This window comes from Pseudoalteromonas sp. MBR-15, assembly GCF_053628915.1.
The window spans coordinates 226759-245400 of the sequence record NZ_JBRJHH010000007.1; the positions used below are offsets into that span (position 1 = coordinate 226759).

Sequence of the window (18642 nt, forward strand, 5' to 3'; positions counted from 1 at the left end):
TTCTTTGGCATGGCCTATGCTCAGTAAAGGCATTGTGAGTGCATGCCGCTTTGCTTGGCGCTATCGCTTTTTTTCGATCCTCTTTTTTTTGGTTTTATGCTTAACGAGCGTCGCGCTTGCTGAGCGTTTGGTGATTGAGTTTTCAACCTTTATCCAACAAATGCAACAGCGTTATGGTGCTAACCGAGTGACTGTCGCCAGGCAGTGGCAGGGCATGCTGCAACATGCTGCAGGCTTACCCGAGCAGCAGCAAATTTTAGTTGTGAATGACTTTTTTGCCCGCACACTTCGTTATCAAACTGATATAGAACTTTGGAAGCAAAACGACTATTGGGCGACCCCTCTCGAGACCATGGGCAAAGGGTTGGGGGATTGTGAAGATTATGCGATTGCCAAGTATGTGAGTTTACGTGCGCTGGGTATCAGTGACGACAAACTTAGGCTTATTTATGTTAAAGCCCAACTCCCCGGTACTCGGCAAACCCAAGCGCATATGGTGCTCGGTTATTTTACTCAGCCTAATGCCCAACCCCTTATTTTAGACAGTTTGATTGTTAAGGTGCTGCCTGCAGCCAAACGCACCGATCTTAGTCCCGTTTTTAGTTTTAATAGTAAAGGCCTTTGGGCAAATAATTCGACGCAAAGTGTGGCAGATCCAACCGCGAGACTATCGCGTTGGCGTCATATTTTAGAGCAAACGCGTAAAGAAGGAGTTAAATGGTGAGCGTATTTAAAGTGTTAAAACGCAAAAGAAATAAAACCATTACCTTAAAACAGGAATTGTGGATTGCCATTTTAACGGTGATCATTATTGGTTTTGTAAGTAGTTTGCTGATTAGTACCAGCTCGGCGAAAGAATACTTTACCACTGAGCTTAGAATGAAAAATGTCGATAATGCTAACTCGTTGGCATTAATGCTGAGTCAAATGAATAAAGATCCGGTGGAAATAGAGTTACTTATTTCGGCTACTTTTGATACCGGGTACTACCATCGTATTGAGCTCAAAGACCCCCAAGGCGACACCATAATAAAACGCATTTACAGTGGTGAGCTAACCCTAAATGCACCCCGTTGGTTTCGGCATTTATATTCGCTAAATGTGGCGCCGGGCATCGCGCAAGTCAGCGATGGCTGGCAACAATTTGGTACGTTATATGTCGAAAGCCACAGCGAGTATACGCAAGATGCACTGTGGCAGAGCGCCGTACATTTATTTTATAGCTTTTTAGCGGTTGCGGTGTCTGCATGTATTGCTGGTGCTTATTTCTTATCAAAAATATTAAGTCCATTGAGCGATGTAATGAAACAAGCGGTGGCGCTGGGTGAAAAGCGCTTTATTAAATCAAAAGTGCCAAGAACCTACGAGTTTGCCAAGCTTGTCACGTCAATGAACCAATTATCATCTCGCTTTAGTCGCACAGTCAAAGAAGACCGCCGACGCCTAGAAGAAATGCGCTTTAAAAGTCAGCACGACGATTTAACGGGGCTTGCTAATCGTGAGTATTTTAATGCAACGCTCGATACCTTTTTACAAAACTCACAAGCACACGGTGCTTTATTTCTGTTTAGAGTGATTAATCTAGATGCATTATCTGACCAAGTGGGGCGAGTTGAAATGGTGTCATTTTTACGCCGTTTTTCAGAGTCGTTAGTGGTGTTTTTAGAATCAAACGAAGACAGTTTTCGTGAGAGCCAAATTGCACGTATGTCGCATGTCGATTTTTTAGTGTTATTTAGTGATGTCAGCGAGCTAAAAACACTCAGCGATAATGTGCTAAATATACACAAACAGTTAGTAGCAGAGTTTGCTCAAGTTGAGCTTGGGGTGTCTCATAGTTGTAGCCTTATTAAAGCCGATGATACTCGAGGAGAGTTACTAACACGCGTTGATCAGCTATTAAAAATTGCTATTGCCCAGCCAGGATGTAATGCATGCATTAACGACAATGTGCCGGTTCATCAAGAACATATTGATGCCGACCAATGGCGCACAACAATCGAAACTGCACTTAAAGAGAATCAACTTGAAATTGCCTTATACCCAGTCAGTAGTTTTAGTGGCTCGTTACTCCAGCAGCAAATTTCATTGAGTTTACTGTTAAACGGTGAAAAATATCGCTTTGGATTTTACTACCAATGGGCACATCGTTTGCACTTATTAGCAAGGCTTGATTGGAGTTTAATGAAACTGATGATCCTTGAATATGGTGATAGTGAGGATGAATCAATACTTGCCATAGAGCTGAGCGCCGATACTTTGCGAGATGACATGGCTGTGGCCTCTATTTTAACAGGGCTTTCTGCTTACCCGAATTTAGCTAAACGCTTATGTTTTGAGGTAAGAGCGGGTTTTGCAGTGAAAGAGTTTAGTTTGTTTAGAAGCTTTTGTTCGCAAGTACACTGTATTGGCGCCAAAGTTGCGCTTAAAAGAGTGGGGGCTGAGTTTACTAAGCTCACTAAAATACAAGAACTTGGCCTTGAGATGATTAAAATTGACACGGTTTATTGCCACAATATTAGTTTTAGTGAAGACAACCAAACGTTCTTACGTGGCGTATGCTCTTTAGCTCATTCTTTAGGTATTAAAGTGGTTGCAGAGGGAGTTAAAAACCCGAGTGACCAAGCCATACTGCACAGTTTAGGATTTGATGGCTTAGTCGCAATTGAGGAACGTGTTGGTTAATGGCCTTTTACGGCCAACATTAATTGCATACGATCGCGTACTTTTAATTTATTAAAAATAGAGCTCATATGCTCTTTTACAGTCCGCTCTGTAATATGTAAGGTTTGCGCAACCTGTTTATTGGTTGCGCCAGTGACAACGTGATCAACAACTTGTTTTTCACGTTTAGTTAAACAGCTCAAATCGCATTGATGTTGGTAGCTAATAGGTTGGTTTGACAAAACACCGACCAGATTCGACAGTAACTGCCCCGGTAACCAAATACCGCCTGAACACACGGTTTCTGCTACTTGCTCGATAATCACCTTACTCGCAAATGCCTCTATGTAACCACGTGCACCAAGTTGAAGTGCTTGACACAACTGGGCTATATCAAGTTGTGTGGTCATCACGATAACGGGTATGCGTTGGGCGCTGTACTTCTCAACGAGAGACGGCCACTCAGGTCCATCGGCTAACAACCAAATTAATGTGTCTGCAATTAATTGCTTGGGTGACGAGGTATGAACGGCACAATCTGGAAACGCACTTTGCCAATGAGGCGATTGCAATTTATCTTGTGTAATAAAAATACTGCGGCGCATGAATACTCCGTAAAAATGCTGTAATTATCTCGTCTTACCTTTCGGTCATCGCTAAAGACGTTGCACGTAAAATGGGTTTGAAAAGGTATTCTAGTACGGTTTTTTTGCCGGTTATTATATCTACCTGAGTGGTCATGCCCGGAATAATGGTCAGGTTTTCTGAAAAATGATTGCGGTTCGTTTTTAACTGCACAATGTAAAACGTATTATCTCTTTCATCGGTGACGGTATCAGCACTGATATGTGTTACTTCGGCTTCTAAGCCGCCATAAATAGCGAAGTCATAGGCACTGAATTTGATCATCGCAGTTTGGCCTGGACGTAAAAAAGCGATGTCTTTCGGTAAAATTTTTGCTTCGACAACGAGCTGATCATCAAGTGGAATAATTTCAAGAGCATCACTGCCCGGTTGTAAAATGCCCCCGACGGTATTAACCAGTAAACGTTGAACCGTGCCATTCACGGGGGAGCGAATTTCGGTTTGTGTTACTTTGTCGGCAAGCCCTGATTCGGTTTCTTTTACAGCATCAAGACGAAGCAAAGCTTCTGATAACTCGTTGCTCCAGCGGTTGATCATGGCAAGCTCAACTTCGGTTACTTTGTTTTTAGCTTCGTTAATGGCTGACATGGTGCGGTTTATGGCGGCTTTGGTTCTGTTTATTTCGCCTGTGTGCTCTACTATTTGGCGCTCTAGGCGAATAATATCAATATCAGAAACAGCACCAGAGCGTAATAGTGGGCGTGTGACAGACAACTCACGATTGGCCAAACTTAACGAGTTAGTGTGTTGCTGAAGTGCTGCTTTTGCTTCGGCATAATCTTGACGGCGTTGCTCTAATTGCCGCTTGTGTATAGTAACTTGCTGTTCGAGTTCTTGATTACTGCTCTCAAACATGGCTTGTTCGTGGGCGATTGCCTCAGGGGCTTTTTCCATAATTTCTGGATCAAACGCGAGAGGTCTTTTTTGGGTTAACGCTTTAAGGCGTTCTACCTTTGCTGTTAACGACAGTATTTTTGCTTGGTTTTCTCTAAATGAAGAAATAAAGCGTGTTGGATCTATCTTTATTAATACATCGCCTTCGTTAACTATTTGGCCTTCTCTGACATAGATTTGTTCAATCATGCCGCCATCATAAGACTGCACGACTTGCAGTTTATGCGACGGGATAACGCGTCCTTCGCCCCGTGCTACTTCGTCGAGGTGTGCAAATGCGGCCCACATAATTAAGGCTAACAGGCTGAAACAAATAATATAAAGCAGTACTTTAGCGCTAGCAGGTTGCTGCTGCATTTTTTCCCATTGAGCATCTACAACCCAGTCTTGGCTGGTTGGGGGTGATAACCAACCAGAAAATAACTTTGAAAAGAGCGAAGGGCGTTTTGTTTTTTGTTTTTCAAGTGCTTTGTTTAAGCGCTCAAACGAGCGCTGTTCAATAGGTAGGTTGTTATCGCTCATGATACTTTTCCTACTGTTTGATGATTTAACGCTGATAACACTTGAGATTTCGGACCATCGGCAACCACTTTACCGTTATCGAGCACAATGACACGGTCGACCAGTTCGAGTAACGAGGTTCTGTGAGTTACAACGATTAAGGTTTTTTCTTGGCAACTGCGTTTGATGTTATTAATGATCTTAGTTTCGCTGTTGTGATCAAGCGCCGAAGTTGGTTCATCCATCAACAGTATTGGCGGGTTATTTAACAGTGCTCGGGCAATACCAACCGCCTGACGTTGACCCCCAGAGAGTAATCGGCCTTGCTCACCAACTTGCATGTCGAATCCATCGGGGTGAGAGTTTATAAGTTCAAATAACTGACTTTGCTGGCATGCCGAAAGTATTTGCTCATCTTTAGCGTGCCACGCACTGAGGGTGATGTTGTCTTTTAACGAACCAAAAAATAATGAAATGGTTTGGGGCACATACCCAATGTTGTGCCTAAGCTCTGCGGGGTCTATTTGGTGGATGTCGTTATTATCAATTGAAATAGTGCCCGCTGTTGGCTCATACAAACCTAAAATTAGTTTTTCTATGGTGCTTTTCCCTGAGCCATTGCGCCCTAAAATAGCCACTTTTTCACCGGCTTTTATTTTAAAGCTAACACCACTGAGCGCTTCGTTGCTTTCATCGGTATATTTAAAGCGTACGTCGTTAAATTCTATGTCGCCAAGCAACACTGGATGACTTAACCAATGTTTGCCTGCGGGTCGTTCAACGTCTTTTTCCATGATTTCATTTAACGAGTGCATTGCAATTGCGGCATGATGAAATTGCGCGAGTACAGCTGCAGATTGACTAATAGGAGCCATGGTACGTGACGACAATAAGTAGGCGGCAATTAGCCCCCCTTGGGTTAAATCACCTTCGATAATTAGGTGTACACCTACTAACATAATCACCACACCAACACACTGTTGAACCCACGAGCCAGCATTGGCTATAGAAGATGATATTAAGCGACTTTGGGCATTGACTCGGGCTATAAAAATCGTTGATTTTTCCCAGTTTGACTGGGTTTTACATTCACTGTGAAAGCTTTTGACATCTTCAATGTTTGTTAAGCTTTCAACCAAAACAGCATTGCGCATAGAGCTTGCTTTCATGGTTTGTTCTGACAGGCTCTCGAGTTTTCGATGGGCAGCCAGCGCGTAACTCATTAATAGTAGTGCCCCAACGATAATAGGTAAGCTTAATTCAACGCCAATAATCGCGATGACTGTGAGGTAAAGCAGTACGAAAGGTAAATCGACAAGGGCAATTAAAGTAATGGAGCTAAAAAAGCTGCGCACTGCCTCAAATGATTGAATATTACTGGCAAACGAGCCTGCTGACGCAGGACGGTTTTTTAACTTCATACCCAACACGCGTTCCATGATCACTGCCGACACTTTGACATCAATACGACTGGCTGCCAGCTCTACAAAATAACTGCGCACGAGTCTGAGAATAAAGTCTGCGGTAAGGGCAATTAGTACGCCTGTGGCAAGCACCCATAACGTTTCAGTGGCATGGTTAGGCACAACGCGGTCATAAACATTCATGACAAACAATGGCATTGCAATGGAAAGAATGCCCAAAGCAATGGCAGAAATAATGACATCTTTGTATAAGCTTCGACACTCTTTAATGACACCCCAAAACCAGCCGTCTTTCGACAGTTTTTGCAGTACGGGGGAGCGCGCATCAAAGGCAAACTCGGGTTGTGCATAAATGATCATCGATGTACTGGTTTTATAAAGCTCTTCAAGGCTTAATGTCACAGCAGAGTCTGGCATCTCGGGGTAGATCACTTCGACTTTATCATTTTGAGTGTCGAGTTTTGTAATGACGCAAGCCTCATTCCCTTGCAAAATTAATACGGCGGGTAACAAAGCAACGTTTAAGTCGCAAAGTGCTTTGCGCACAACCTTGGTTTTAAAACCAATACGTTTTGCTGCTCGCGAGAAACCCGATGGCGTTAATAAGCCATCCTCAAGGGGAAGCCCACTAAGCAGTGTTTCACGAGAAAACTCTCGATCATGATAGCGGCATAAAATTTCTAGGCAGTCTACAAGACTGCCGCCGTGGTCGAGTACATCGTTCTCTTGCATAAAATGTCCATTATTAATAAACCTAAAGTTTAAGACCAGCCGTCTTGCATGGCGGGTGGGCGATTACCTTTTTCGGTTATTACCGCTTCAATGCGACGATTTGCTGCGTTTGCGCGAACAGAAATCTCATTTATTCTTGGCTGATCAATTCCATAGCCTAATGACTTCACTCTTGTTGGTGAGATACCGTATTGTTGAATGAGTATTTCAGCGACCGAAAAAGCACGTTTTTCTGACAGTTTTTTATTGTAAAGAGCAGGGCCTTCTAATGAAGCATGGCCTTGGATTTCGACATTTTTACTGGGGTGTTCTTTTAAGAAGTCTGCCAGTCTTGCAATTTCTTGCATATATTCAGGGCGTACAACACTAGAGTCGGCAAGAAAGGGAATACCTATTTCGACATTGCTAGTGTTGCTACGGTACTTTGTACAGCCTCTTTCATCGACCTCCGTAAAAGCAGGAGTTGATGGGCAATCATCATTTTCGTTAGCAACGCCGTCGTTGTCATCGTCAACGAAGGTGCTTGCGGGTGTTGTTGGAATGGTGAGATAACTCGGCATGGCTGTCACACTCATATACGCGTTATCTTGTTGCTTCTTTTTTTGTAAAAAGGCTTGTCGACTCAGGGTCGCTGCAACATCAAATTTAGGACAAATACTGTCAGCACTGAGTGCGATAGGGTCGTCGGTTAGCTCACTGATTGCAGGAAATTTATCTGATTTTACATTGAGGGTTTCAAGTAATTTCCCCATTTCGGCTAGCATCGTTAGTATGGCTGCTTGTCTATCATAAAGGGCTGCAGTGTAAGAGCGATTAGATTGAAATGATTCATTCTCTGCATCAAGTACATCGAGCAATGTGCGCTGACCAATATCGAATTGGTCTTTGTAGGCGTATTTAACTTTTTGCGACGATTCTTTATGGTTAGCGAGCGAAGGTATTTTGCTTTGTAGGACTTGTACACTGTTGTAGGCGATTTGTAAGTTCTGCCTTATTTCTATACATGTTTGATCGCGTTGATATTTAGCAACGTTCACTTCTTGATAGGCTTGGTCTAGATTTGCGCTATCGAGTCCGCCGTTATAGAGGTTGTATCTCACATCAATACCAACACGTGCCTCAGAGCGGGTTTCGTTTAACCCTAACTCGTCTCGGTCTTGCATGCCGTAGCGTGCTGATAAATCAACATTCGGATGAAAGGCCGATTTTTGCGAGTCTGCATTGGCTTTTTGTGCTTCGATATTGTAAAGCGATGCATAAAAATTTGGGCTGTTTTTATAGGCGATATCAAGGGCTTGATTTATTGTGATGGGGATTGCGTCATCACTCAACTTTGCCTTTACCGTACCTTGAGTCGGAAGCTCGCCAATAATACGCAAATAGCGTGCACTGACATCATGCAAGTTTTCATATTCTGTCATCACGTTTGACTGCGCTAATGACAGACGACCACTAATTTGTTCAAGATCGGCAGCACGCGCAACGCCAGCTCCCACACTTTGTTCAATCTGCTGATAAACCGATTCATGTTCTTTAAGGTTAATTTCAGCAAGTTCAACAAGCTCGGTAAACTTTTGTACGTCTAAATAAGCGATACTTGCAGCGAGTGCTGTTTTTTCGGCTTGATCTAATAATTCGAAATAACGTATTAATTGGATTCGTTCAAAACGTTTTACGTTATTTGAGGTTCTGAAACCATCGTAAAGCATTTGCCCGAGCGTTAATTCGGCAGTGTTACGGTTATATTCTTCTTCAATACCGTAATTGCGCTTTTCGTACCCAGCACTGGCCGACACATCCACTGTGGGTAAATAGCCAGAACGTGCCGCATCAATACCATGCATAGATGCTTTAAATGCATGCCAAGCTTGTTGCACTTCAGGGTTGGTTGAAATTGCTTTATCTGCCACATAATTTAGCGGCATCACTGAAACTTGTTCTGCATTAGCATTAAAAAAGCTGCCGTTTGCAGCAAATAATAAAGTGAAAAATACAGAGAGTTTCTTGGTAGTGAACTTTTCGCTAATAGTCATATCATCCTCTTTTATCGACTAAATTTAATTCACGCTAAGTTAGTTTTAGTCAACAAATTTAGATACTGCAAATACTTCTTTTGTATTATTTTGCGGGTGTTTGATCGCATTTTACGTGTACCCGCACTTTAGTCCTATAGTATTAGCTTTGTGTAAAACCTGTACCATAGTCCAGTAACTAAGTGCTGTTTCTCTACTAGATTTACGTTATACGCGTGCAATTTAAATATGTTGAGGAATAGCAAATGGATGCGAACCAATTATTAGTTATTGATGTACAAGGCTCTGCCGGTATTATTCAAGCCGATGGGTCAATTAAAGCACTGAGTGTGGGTGATGTTATCACTGTGGGTGATACCGTTATCACCGCGGATAAGTCAACATTGTTAATTGACGTGCAAGGTGAGTCTTTATCTATTCCTGCTAATAAAAAGGTCACCATTACGCCGGACCTACTCGCAAAAGAGGTCAAAGATAGCTCTGAAAATACGGTGTTTGATGACAGTATTGACGACGCCATTGCAAGCTTGAATCAACCAAATCAAGCAGCCCCAGACCCGCAGCAAGGTGGTGACATAAGCGACTTTTTAGATGCGCTTGAAGGCGGTGGCGATATTCTCGATAGTTTAGAAGCCACTGCCGCTGGTGGTACAGGGGGAGCGACCTCGGGTGGCGGTACTTCATTTGTAGAATTAGCACGTATTGCAGAGGGCATTGACCCTTCAAGTCTCGCATTTGATGATAGTTTTAATAGCGATAGCAGTGGTATTTTTTCGCCGCGTGATACAACCGATGGTGTTGTCCCAACAGACACCTTAACGGCAACGGTTAGTATTGATGACCCAGGTGTTATAAATAACTCTCAACCTGTGATCACAGGAACCACTGAAAATCTTGTTGGTGAAACAATCACCGTGACTGTCACCGATGTGAATGGTAATAACCAAGTGGTTACGGTGGTTGTTCAACCCGATGGTACCTTTACGACTCCACCTTTGGATCCACTGCCTGACGGCCCTATTGTGATTGAAGTGGTTGCTATTGACCCAAATGGCGACCCTGTTAGTGACACGATTGGTGCGAATATCGATACCATCGCGCCTGTTGTTACCATTAATGAATTGCCCGACTCTGCGTCACAAACGGTGGTGATTAATGGCTCTGTATCAGGCATTAGCGCAGGTGATGATGTCACAATTACGGTGACAGACAGCGCAGGGCAAGTACAAACATTTGTCACCCAAGTTGATGAGCAAGGTAATTGGAGTATTACCACTGAAGCGCTTGCTGAAGGTTTATATACCGTATTGGCTTCGGCTGTAGATGCGGCAGGTAACGAAGGCACCGATACAGAAAATGGACTCGTTGATTTAACGGCACCGGTGATAAACATAGACCCAATTGGTGAAACTAATGACACAACCCCCACGATTTCAGGCAATGTGAGTGGGGTGACTGTTGGCAGTGAGATCACGGTGGTGATTACTGCAGCCGATGGCGCTATTCAAACCGTGATAGCGATTGTTGCTGACGACGGTAGCTGGACAATTGATGTGCCAGTTGCGTTGGTTGAAGGCGAATTTACCGTGACAGCCACTGTTTTAGACGCAGCGGGTAACGAAGCACAAGCAAGCACCACTGGTATTATTGATGTAACCGCCCCGATAATAAATATTACCCCAATTGATGATACGCAAGACACCACGCCAACCATAACCGGTAATGTAGTCGGTGTGGTTGAAGGTAGCGTTGTGACGGTTGTGGTAACCGATATAAATGGCCAAGTACAGACTTTAACCGCCCTCACCGATGCTAATGGTAATTGGACTCTCGATGTTCCAAGTGAACTGGCTGAAGGGCCGTTTGAGGTGACTGCAACTGTCAGCGACTTGGCAGGAAACCAAGCACAGGATAGCGCAACAGGGGTGATTGACTTAACGGCACCAGACATCACCTTAACTGCCATTGCCAATACGAATGACACCACGCCTGTGTTTGTTGGTCGTGTAGAGGGTGTGCCAGAAGGCACACAAGTGACTATTCAAGTTGTGGGTAGTGATGGCCAATCACAATCGCTTACAGCGTTTGTGTTAGCCGATGGCAGCTACAGTGTGGAGGCGAGCACAGCATTACCAGAAGGCAGTTTTACTGCGATTGCAACAGTATCAGATCCGGCAGGAAATTCTGCGACGGCTAATACTTCTGGGACCGTGGCGTTTTCGCCTATTTCAATCACGATCGACTCTATTGCAGATAGCAACGACACCACGCCATTACTAAGTGGTCAAACAGAGGGGGTTGCGCCGGGCACAACTATCATGCTGTCTGTTACAGCAAGTGATGGTAGCGTATTTAATTTATTAGCGATTACACAAGCTGACGGAAGTTGGTCTATTCAAATGACTCAACCTCTTCCTGAGGGGGATTTTACGGTTGTAGCAACCGTGCTAGACCCACAAGGTAACGAAGCGCAAGCTACTGCAATCGGTAATGTTGACTTAACAGTCAGTATTAACTTTATTATTGATACCAATGACACAACCCCCAGTGTATCGGGTTCGACCCAAGATGTTGCCCCAGGCGCAGTGGTCACCGTGACCTTTATAGGCAGTGATGGCGCGACAGAAACAATACAGGTTATTACTGATGCAAATGGTGATTGGTCTGTAGAGGCCACCATTCCTTTGGTTGAAGGCCAATTTACCGTCACGGCAACCGTTACGGATGAGGTGGGTAACACGGCCACAGCCAGTGAAATTGGTGAAATTGACTTAACCGATCCAACTATTTTCATTGATCCCCTTAATGATACCAATGACACAACACCAACAATTTCAGGGTCAGTACTTGATGTACCCGCAGGTACTACCGTTTCATTGCTTGTGACAGACAGCAATGGAGTAACGCAAACACTAACAGCTACAACCGATGCGCAAGGTAACTGGCAGGTCGATGTTGCCAGCGAATTAGCCGAAGGCGATTACACTGTCACAGCAAGTGTCAGTGATGAAGCCGGGAATACCAGCACCGCCACTGCAACAGGTACTATCGATTTGACCGCGCCTATTATCAACATTGATACAATGGCTGATAGTAACGACACAACGCCGACAATATCAGGCACGACGCAAGGACTTGATGCAGCAACGACAGTCACGGTTAGTGTGACAGACAGTGCAGGCAGTACACAAACATTCACAACAATTACTAATGCCGATGGTAGCTGGTCAGTTACAGTCACTGATGAATTAGCGGAAGGTGAATTTACGGTTGTTGCACAAACACAGGACAAAGCGGGTAATAGTGCTGAAGATACTGAAACAGGTGTTATTGATTTAACCGCTCCGAGCATTGCGATAGACGAATTTACGGATTCAAATGATGTTACACCCGTTATATCGGGTGTTGTTTCGGGCGTTGAGCCAGGCACTTTAGTCACTATTACGCTTGTTGATAGCAATGGCAATCAACAGGTCTTAACTGCGGTTGTAAATGCAGACAACACGTGGCAAGTCGGTGCAAATCAGGTCTTAGCAGAAGGTGAGTTTACAATCACCGCCACGGTGAGTGACCCTGCTGGTAATCAAGCACTTGATACAGCAACAGGCGTTATTGATTTAACAGCTCCTATTATTGCTCTTGACTTCCTTGGAAGCAGTGCAGACAACACCCCGACTATCACGGGGACGGTGCAAGGCGTTAATGCGGGTACAACCGTCACGCTTGTGGTCACTGACTCTAATGGCAATAGCCAAACGTTCACGGCCTTAACCAACAGCGCAGGTGGCTTTAGTGCGGATGTACCAAACGGCCTAGCAGAGGGGGAATACACGGTAACTGCTTCGGTGGCAGACGAAGCTGGCAATCAAGCGCTTGATACCGCAACGGGTAATATCGACTTAACCGCGCCAATTATTGATCTTGACCCCTTAGGGAGCAGTGCCGACAACACCCCGACCATTACAGGTACGGTACAAGGTGTTAATGCTGGAACAACAGTCACGCTCGTGGTCATTGACTCCAACGGCAATAGTCAAACATTTACAGCGGTAACCAACAGTAATGGTGGCTTTAGTGCAGATGTGCCTACAAGCCTTGCTGAAGGTGAGTATACCGTAACAGCCTCGGTGGCAGATGATGCAGGCAACCAAGCCTCTGACACTGAAACAGGTCAAATAGATAGTTCATCACTGACTATTTTAATAGACGCTGTCGGTGAGACAAATGATATAACCCCCACTATTTCAGGGTCTACATTAAACGCGACAGCGGGAGATCAAATCACCGTGGTGATTACGCCTGAATCTGGTGTGGCTCAAACCTTTACCACACAGGTTGATGCAAATGGTAATTGGACCATTACAGTATCGCAAGCGTTAGCTGAGGGTGAGTTTACCGTTGATGCAACGCTGACAGATCAATTTGGTAATACAGCAAGCGACTCAATTACAGGGGTGATTGATATTACGGCCCCTAGCGTGACAATTGATACGATAGGCTCAATAAACGACAGCACACCAGTGATTTCAGGCACATCACAAGGTGCCGTGAATGGCAGTACAGTGACTGTGACAGTGGTTGATTCGCAAAATAATAGCCAAGTGTATACCACCACAGTAGATGCTAATGGAAATTGGTCTGTGCCTGTAACCAGTGCAGTCGCGCAAGGGCAATTTACAGTGACGGCCAGTATCACTGATAATGCGGGTAATACAGGCACAGATACCGAAATTGGTAATTTTGATGGTGTGGGTCCGCTATTAACGCTTGATTTCGATCCGCTTACAAATGATACAACCCCACTTATTTCGGGTACTACAGATGCAGTTGCTGGCACGGTTGTGTCGGTTGTTGTTACAGATAGCAATGGAGCGACGCAAACTCTTTCGGCTGTTGTAGCTGCTAATGGTACGTGGTCTATTAGCCCTGATACGCCTTTGGCCGAGGGCGCATTTACAGTCATAGCCAGTGTCGCGGATGAGTCAGGTAATCAAACTCAAGTAACGGATACTGGGGTGATTGATATCACTGCGCCGACCATTTCGATTGATAATCTGGGCACAGTGAATGACACCACGCCAACGATCAGTGGTCAAACAAATGAACCAGCGGGCAGCATCGTAACAGTGGTGGTCACTGATGGTGTCGCAAGTTATGAATTTACAGCAATTGTGAATGCCGATGGCAGCTGGTCAGGCGATGTACCTGCTCAGTTAGAAGATGGCAATATTAGTGTTACTGCTACTGTGACCGATGCGGCGGGTAATTCAGCGCAAGCTAACAGCGCCTTTATTCTTAATAGCTCTGCACCGAGTATTGCGATTGATGCCATTAATGATACCAATGATACAACACCGACAATTAGCGGTACGTCTGATGCCCCTGATGGCACGTTAATAACAGTCATCATTGAAGACAGTGATAATAATAGTCAGTCTGTCACTGCGACAGTGCAAAATGGCGTATGGAGTGTAGAACCAACACAAGCACTTAGTGAGGGGAGTTTCACTGTGTCGGCGTCGGTCACTGTGGATGGCTTAACCAGCGATGCCAGTGCACAGGGTTTAATTGATATAACCCCTCCGACAGTCACTATTGATGCACTTGCAGATACCAGTGATGTTACGCCATTAATTTCAGGCCAAACATCGGGTTTAGTGTCGGGTAGTATTGTAACCGTGACCATTACAGACAGTAATGGGGATTCGCAGGTTGTTTCAGCGACGGTGGCACAAGATGGTTCGTGGTCTGTGGCGGCAAGTACAGACTTAGCCGAAGGTCAATATACAGTAACCGCGGTGGTTGCCGACAGTGCAGGTAATCAAGCAACAGACACCGAAACAGGCATTATTGATTTAACAGCCCCAACAATCAGCATTGATAATATTGCTGACACAAATGATGTAACGCCCGTGTTGTCAGGTCAAACAACGGGCGTACCTACAGGCTCACAAATTACCCTCTTGGTGACAGATAGTAACGGTAATACGCAAACCCTGATTACGACTACCTTAGCAGATGGTTCATGGTCAGTTGAGGCTGATGTGATTATTGCCGAAGGCGCATTCACCGTTGAAGCAACAGTAAGTGACGCGGCAGGTAATACAGCCTCTGATACCGCGACTGGTGTTGTGGATACTACCGCACCTACCATCACGGTGGATGCACTTGCACCAAGTTCAGATGTAACACCAGTGATCAGTGGTATGGCAGAAGGAGTTCCTGCGGGCACTGTTGTCAGTATAGTGATCACAGACAGCCAAGGCGTGCAGCAATCACTCTTTGCAACCGTTAACAACGATGGTAGTTGGTCTGTAGAGGCGTTAGATGCGGTAGCTGAAGGCGAATACACCGTTGTTGCAACAGTGCAAGACGCAGCCGGAAATCAAGGTACAGACACCGAAACAGGTCTTATTGATACCACAGCACCGACAGTGGTCATCGACCCACAAGCTGTGACAAACGGCACAACCCCCGTCATTAGCGGACAAACCTCAGGTGTGCCAACCGGCACCGAAGTTAGGCTGACAATTACAGACAGTGCGGGCAATGTGCAAACGCTGGTGGCAACAACGGGAGCCGACGGTAGTTGGTCAGTTGCTGTATCTCAAGCATTAGCGCAAGGCAGTTATACCATTGACGCTGAGGTGTCAGATGCTGCTGGTAACACAGGAAACGACACGGCCTCAGGCGAAGTAGATATCACCGCGCCTGTTGTCAGTATTGATGCGATTGCCGACAGCAACGATGTAACCCCTGTTATTAGTGGTCAAAGTACAGGCGTGCCTGCGGGGACGCTTGTTACATTAACCATCACCGACAGTGCGGGTAATGTTCAAACAGTAACAACAACTGTACAAGCCGATGGTAGTTGGTCAGCTGAAGCAGCAACGGCACTCGCCGAAGGTGATTACACCGTTGTTGCAACCATTGTGGATGCCGCAGGTAATACAGGCACCGACACCGAAACCGGCACAATTGATGTGACCGCGCCAACCATCACCATTGATGCGCCAGCGCTGACCAATGACAACACACCAACGGTGACAGGTTCATCCGATTTAGCCAATACGAATCTTGATGTGACCTTTACCGATGCCAATGGCACCAGCCACACAGTGACAGTGACCACCGATGCGTCAGGTAATTGGAGTGTCGATGCGACGCAAGCATTGGCCGATGGTAACTACAGTGTGACAGCGAGTATCAGCGATTCAGCCGGTAATAACAGCAGCGCCACAGACAGTGGTGTAGTTGATACAATTCCACCAGAGCTTGCCTTTGTGCCAACCTTCTTACTGGGTCAATTGGTGACTTTAAGCGGTACCTCTGATTTACCGGCTGGTAGCACGGTCACCATTACCCAAAACTTGGTTGGCGGTGGCGTAGTGACATACACTGCGACAACCGATGCCAATGGTGATTGGTCATTGACCGGCTTAACTGTACCACTGGCCAGTTTAGCGTCTATCACCGCAAGTGCGTCTGATGAAGCCGGCAATGTACGCACGATTACCTCAACCGATTTTGATGGTACACCGCCGACCTTAACCGTGAGCGTGGATGCACTGACAAACGACAACACCCCACTTATTAGCGGGACCACCGATGCCGGTGAAGGGGCACAAGTCAGCGTGGTTGTCACCGATGCCAATGGTGCAACAGAAACACTGACCGCCATTGTTGATGCTAATGGTAATTGGAGCGTGAGCCCAACCACCGCCTTAGCCGATGGTCAGTTTAGCGTTGAAGCCAGTGTCCGCGATGGGGTTGGTAACTTAAGCGAAGAAACCGTGACCGGTGTTATCGACACCCTTGCGCCAACACTAACCTTAACTGGCGTGGGTGAGGGCAGTGATGTCACTCCGGTGTTAAGTGGTACCAGTAATGAAATTGGTGCGACGGTTACTATTTCTGTCACGGATAGCAACGGCACAGTACAAACTTTTACTGACATTGTTGGCAGCAACGGAACCTGGAGTAGAGAAGTTCCTAATGGTCTTGCTGAGGGGGATTATACCGTCACGGTGACAGTAAGTGATGATGCAGGTAACACCAGCAGCGTGACTGCAACAGGCAATATTGATACCACCAACCCGGTTGTTACTGTGAATGATAATGGCCTGGGTAACGACGATACACCAACCTTAAGTGGTACCTCAACCGAGGCTGCGGGAACACTGGTCAGTATTATTGTTATTGACAGTAATGGGGATACACATAACTTTACTGCGACTGTAGCTGCCGATGGGTCGTGGCAAACAGATGCCTCTGTATTACCTGACGGCGATTATACTATTACTGCAACGATCACCGATGCAGCAGGCAATGTTGGCACAGACTCAGGCACGGGTCGTATTGATACAACGCCACCATTATTAACCATTAATAATCTAGGGACGGTCAATACAGATACGCCAACAATCAGTGGGACTTCGTCAGAACCGGCTGGCACAGTTATTTCTTTAGTTGTAACTGATTCAAGCGGAAATACGCTGAACTTATCAGCGGTGGTTGATGGAAATGGCGACTGGTCTGTTACTTCACCGTCACTAACAAACGATGATTACACGGTTGTGGCAACGGTTGAAGATGCTGCGGGTAATACCGCAACAGCCTCTGAAAGCTTTACACTCGATACCTCTGCGCCAAGCATTGCGATAGATGTTATTGGTGAAACTAACGATCCAACTCCTACGATTACGGGCACAACTGATGCCGCTGATGGCAGCACGGTGACAGTTGTGATTGATGATGGTGTCAATCCGGTAGAAACATTAACCACAACGGTCACTGGCGGGGTTTGGTTTGTGACAGCAAACAATGCGTTACCAGAAGGAAGTTTTACAGTTACCGCAACGGTGACGGTTAATACTATTGATGGCACGGCAACACGCACAGGAACAGTCGATCTTACTGCGCCTAGTATCACCATAAATGATATTAACGACACCAATGATACCACTCCAACGATTAGCGGTACGACAGACGCAAGTGCAGGCAGCTTAGTCACCTTGACTATTACTGACTCTCTTGGAAATACACACACAGTTGTCGCGACAGTATTAGCCAATGGTAGTTGGTCTGTTGCCGCTTCGACTATATTAGCCGAAGGTACATTTACAGTCACAGCTTCTGTTACAGACGCTGCTGGTAACACAGGCACAGACAATGCGACAGGTAATGTAGATATCACCGCACCTGTTGTCAGTATTGATGCGATTGCCGACAGCAACGATGTAACACCAGCAATTAGTGGCCAAAGTACAGGCGTGCCTGCGGGGACGCTTGTTACGTTAACCATCACCGACAGTGCGGGTAATGTTCAAACAGTAACAACAACTGTACAAGCCGATGGTAGTTGGTCAGCTGAAGCAGCAACGGCACTCGCCGAAGGTGATTACACCGTTGTTGCAACCATTGTGGATGCCGCCGGTAATACGGGCACCGACACCGAAACCGGCACAATTGATGTGACCGCGCCAACCATCACCATTGATGCGCCAGCGCTGACTAATGACAACACACCCACAGTCACTGGCTCATCCGATTTAGCCAATACGAATCTTGATGTGACCTTTACCGATGCCAATGGCACCAGCCACACAGTGACAGTGACCACCGATGCCTCAGGTAATTGGAGTGTCGATGCAGCGCAAGCATTGGCCGATGGTAACTACAGTGTGACAGCGAGTATCAGCGATTCAGCCGGTAATAACAGCAGCGCCACAGACAGTGGTGTAGTTGAT

The 18642-nt window shown here is 45.7% G+C and carries 7 protein-coding genes; 3 read left to right on the forward strand and 4 right to left on the reverse strand.

Annotated features, from left to right (window positions below; all coding sequences use genetic code 11):
• The first annotated feature begins 16 nt into the window (after positions 1 to 16).
• Positions 17 to 724, forward strand: a complete 708-nt coding sequence (locus tag ACSSVW_RS11860) for a transglutaminase-like cysteine peptidase (protein WP_083422949.1) — start codon at positions 17 to 19, stop codon at positions 722 to 724.
• Positions 718 to 2685 carry a bifunctional diguanylate cyclase/phosphodiesterase gene (locus ACSSVW_RS11865; RefSeq protein WP_454179393.1) on the forward strand — a complete coding sequence of 656 codons (1968 nt, stop codon included), beginning with the start codon at positions 718 to 720 and terminating at the stop codon, positions 2683 to 2685. The genes ACSSVW_RS11860 and ACSSVW_RS11865 overlap by 7 nt, the downstream gene beginning before the upstream one ends.
• Here the strand turns inward: ACSSVW_RS11865 and ACSSVW_RS11870 are convergent.
• Genes ACSSVW_RS11870 through ACSSVW_RS11885 form a run of 4 tightly spaced genes read right to left on the reverse strand, consistent with a single transcriptional unit; the run spans position 2682 to position 8893 of the window.
• Entirely contained in the window at positions 2682 to 3269 is a 588-nt protein-coding gene (locus ACSSVW_RS11870) for a response regulator transcription factor (protein WP_036970232.1), read from the reverse strand. The genes ACSSVW_RS11865 and ACSSVW_RS11870 overlap by 4 nt on opposite strands.
• A gap of 34 nt (positions 3270 to 3303) precedes the next feature.
• Positions 3304 to 4725 carry an HlyD family type I secretion periplasmic adaptor subunit gene (locus ACSSVW_RS11875; protein ID WP_454179394.1) on the reverse strand — a complete coding sequence of 474 codons (1422 nt, stop codon included), beginning with the start codon at positions 4723 to 4725 and terminating at the stop codon, positions 3304 to 3306.
• Complete coding sequence (locus ACSSVW_RS11880) at positions 4722 to 6860, reverse strand: type I secretion system permease/ATPase (protein ID WP_118844080.1); 2139 nt, start codon at positions 6858 to 6860, stop codon at positions 4722 to 4724. Before ACSSVW_RS11880 ends, ACSSVW_RS11875 begins: the two co-directional genes overlap by 4 nt.
• 29 nt (positions 6861 to 6889) lie before the next feature.
• On the reverse strand, positions 6890 to 8893 hold the full coding sequence (locus ACSSVW_RS11885; RefSeq protein ID WP_339612236.1) for a TolC family outer membrane protein: 2004 nt from the start codon (positions 8891 to 8893) through the stop codon (positions 6890 to 6892).
• Between the two features lie 245 nt (positions 8894 to 9138).
• Between ACSSVW_RS11885 and ACSSVW_RS11890 the strand changes: the two genes are divergently transcribed.
• Positions 9139 to 18642: Ig-like domain-containing protein (locus ACSSVW_RS11890; RefSeq protein ID WP_454179395.1), on the forward strand; the 9504-nt coding region annotated here is incomplete at its 3' end.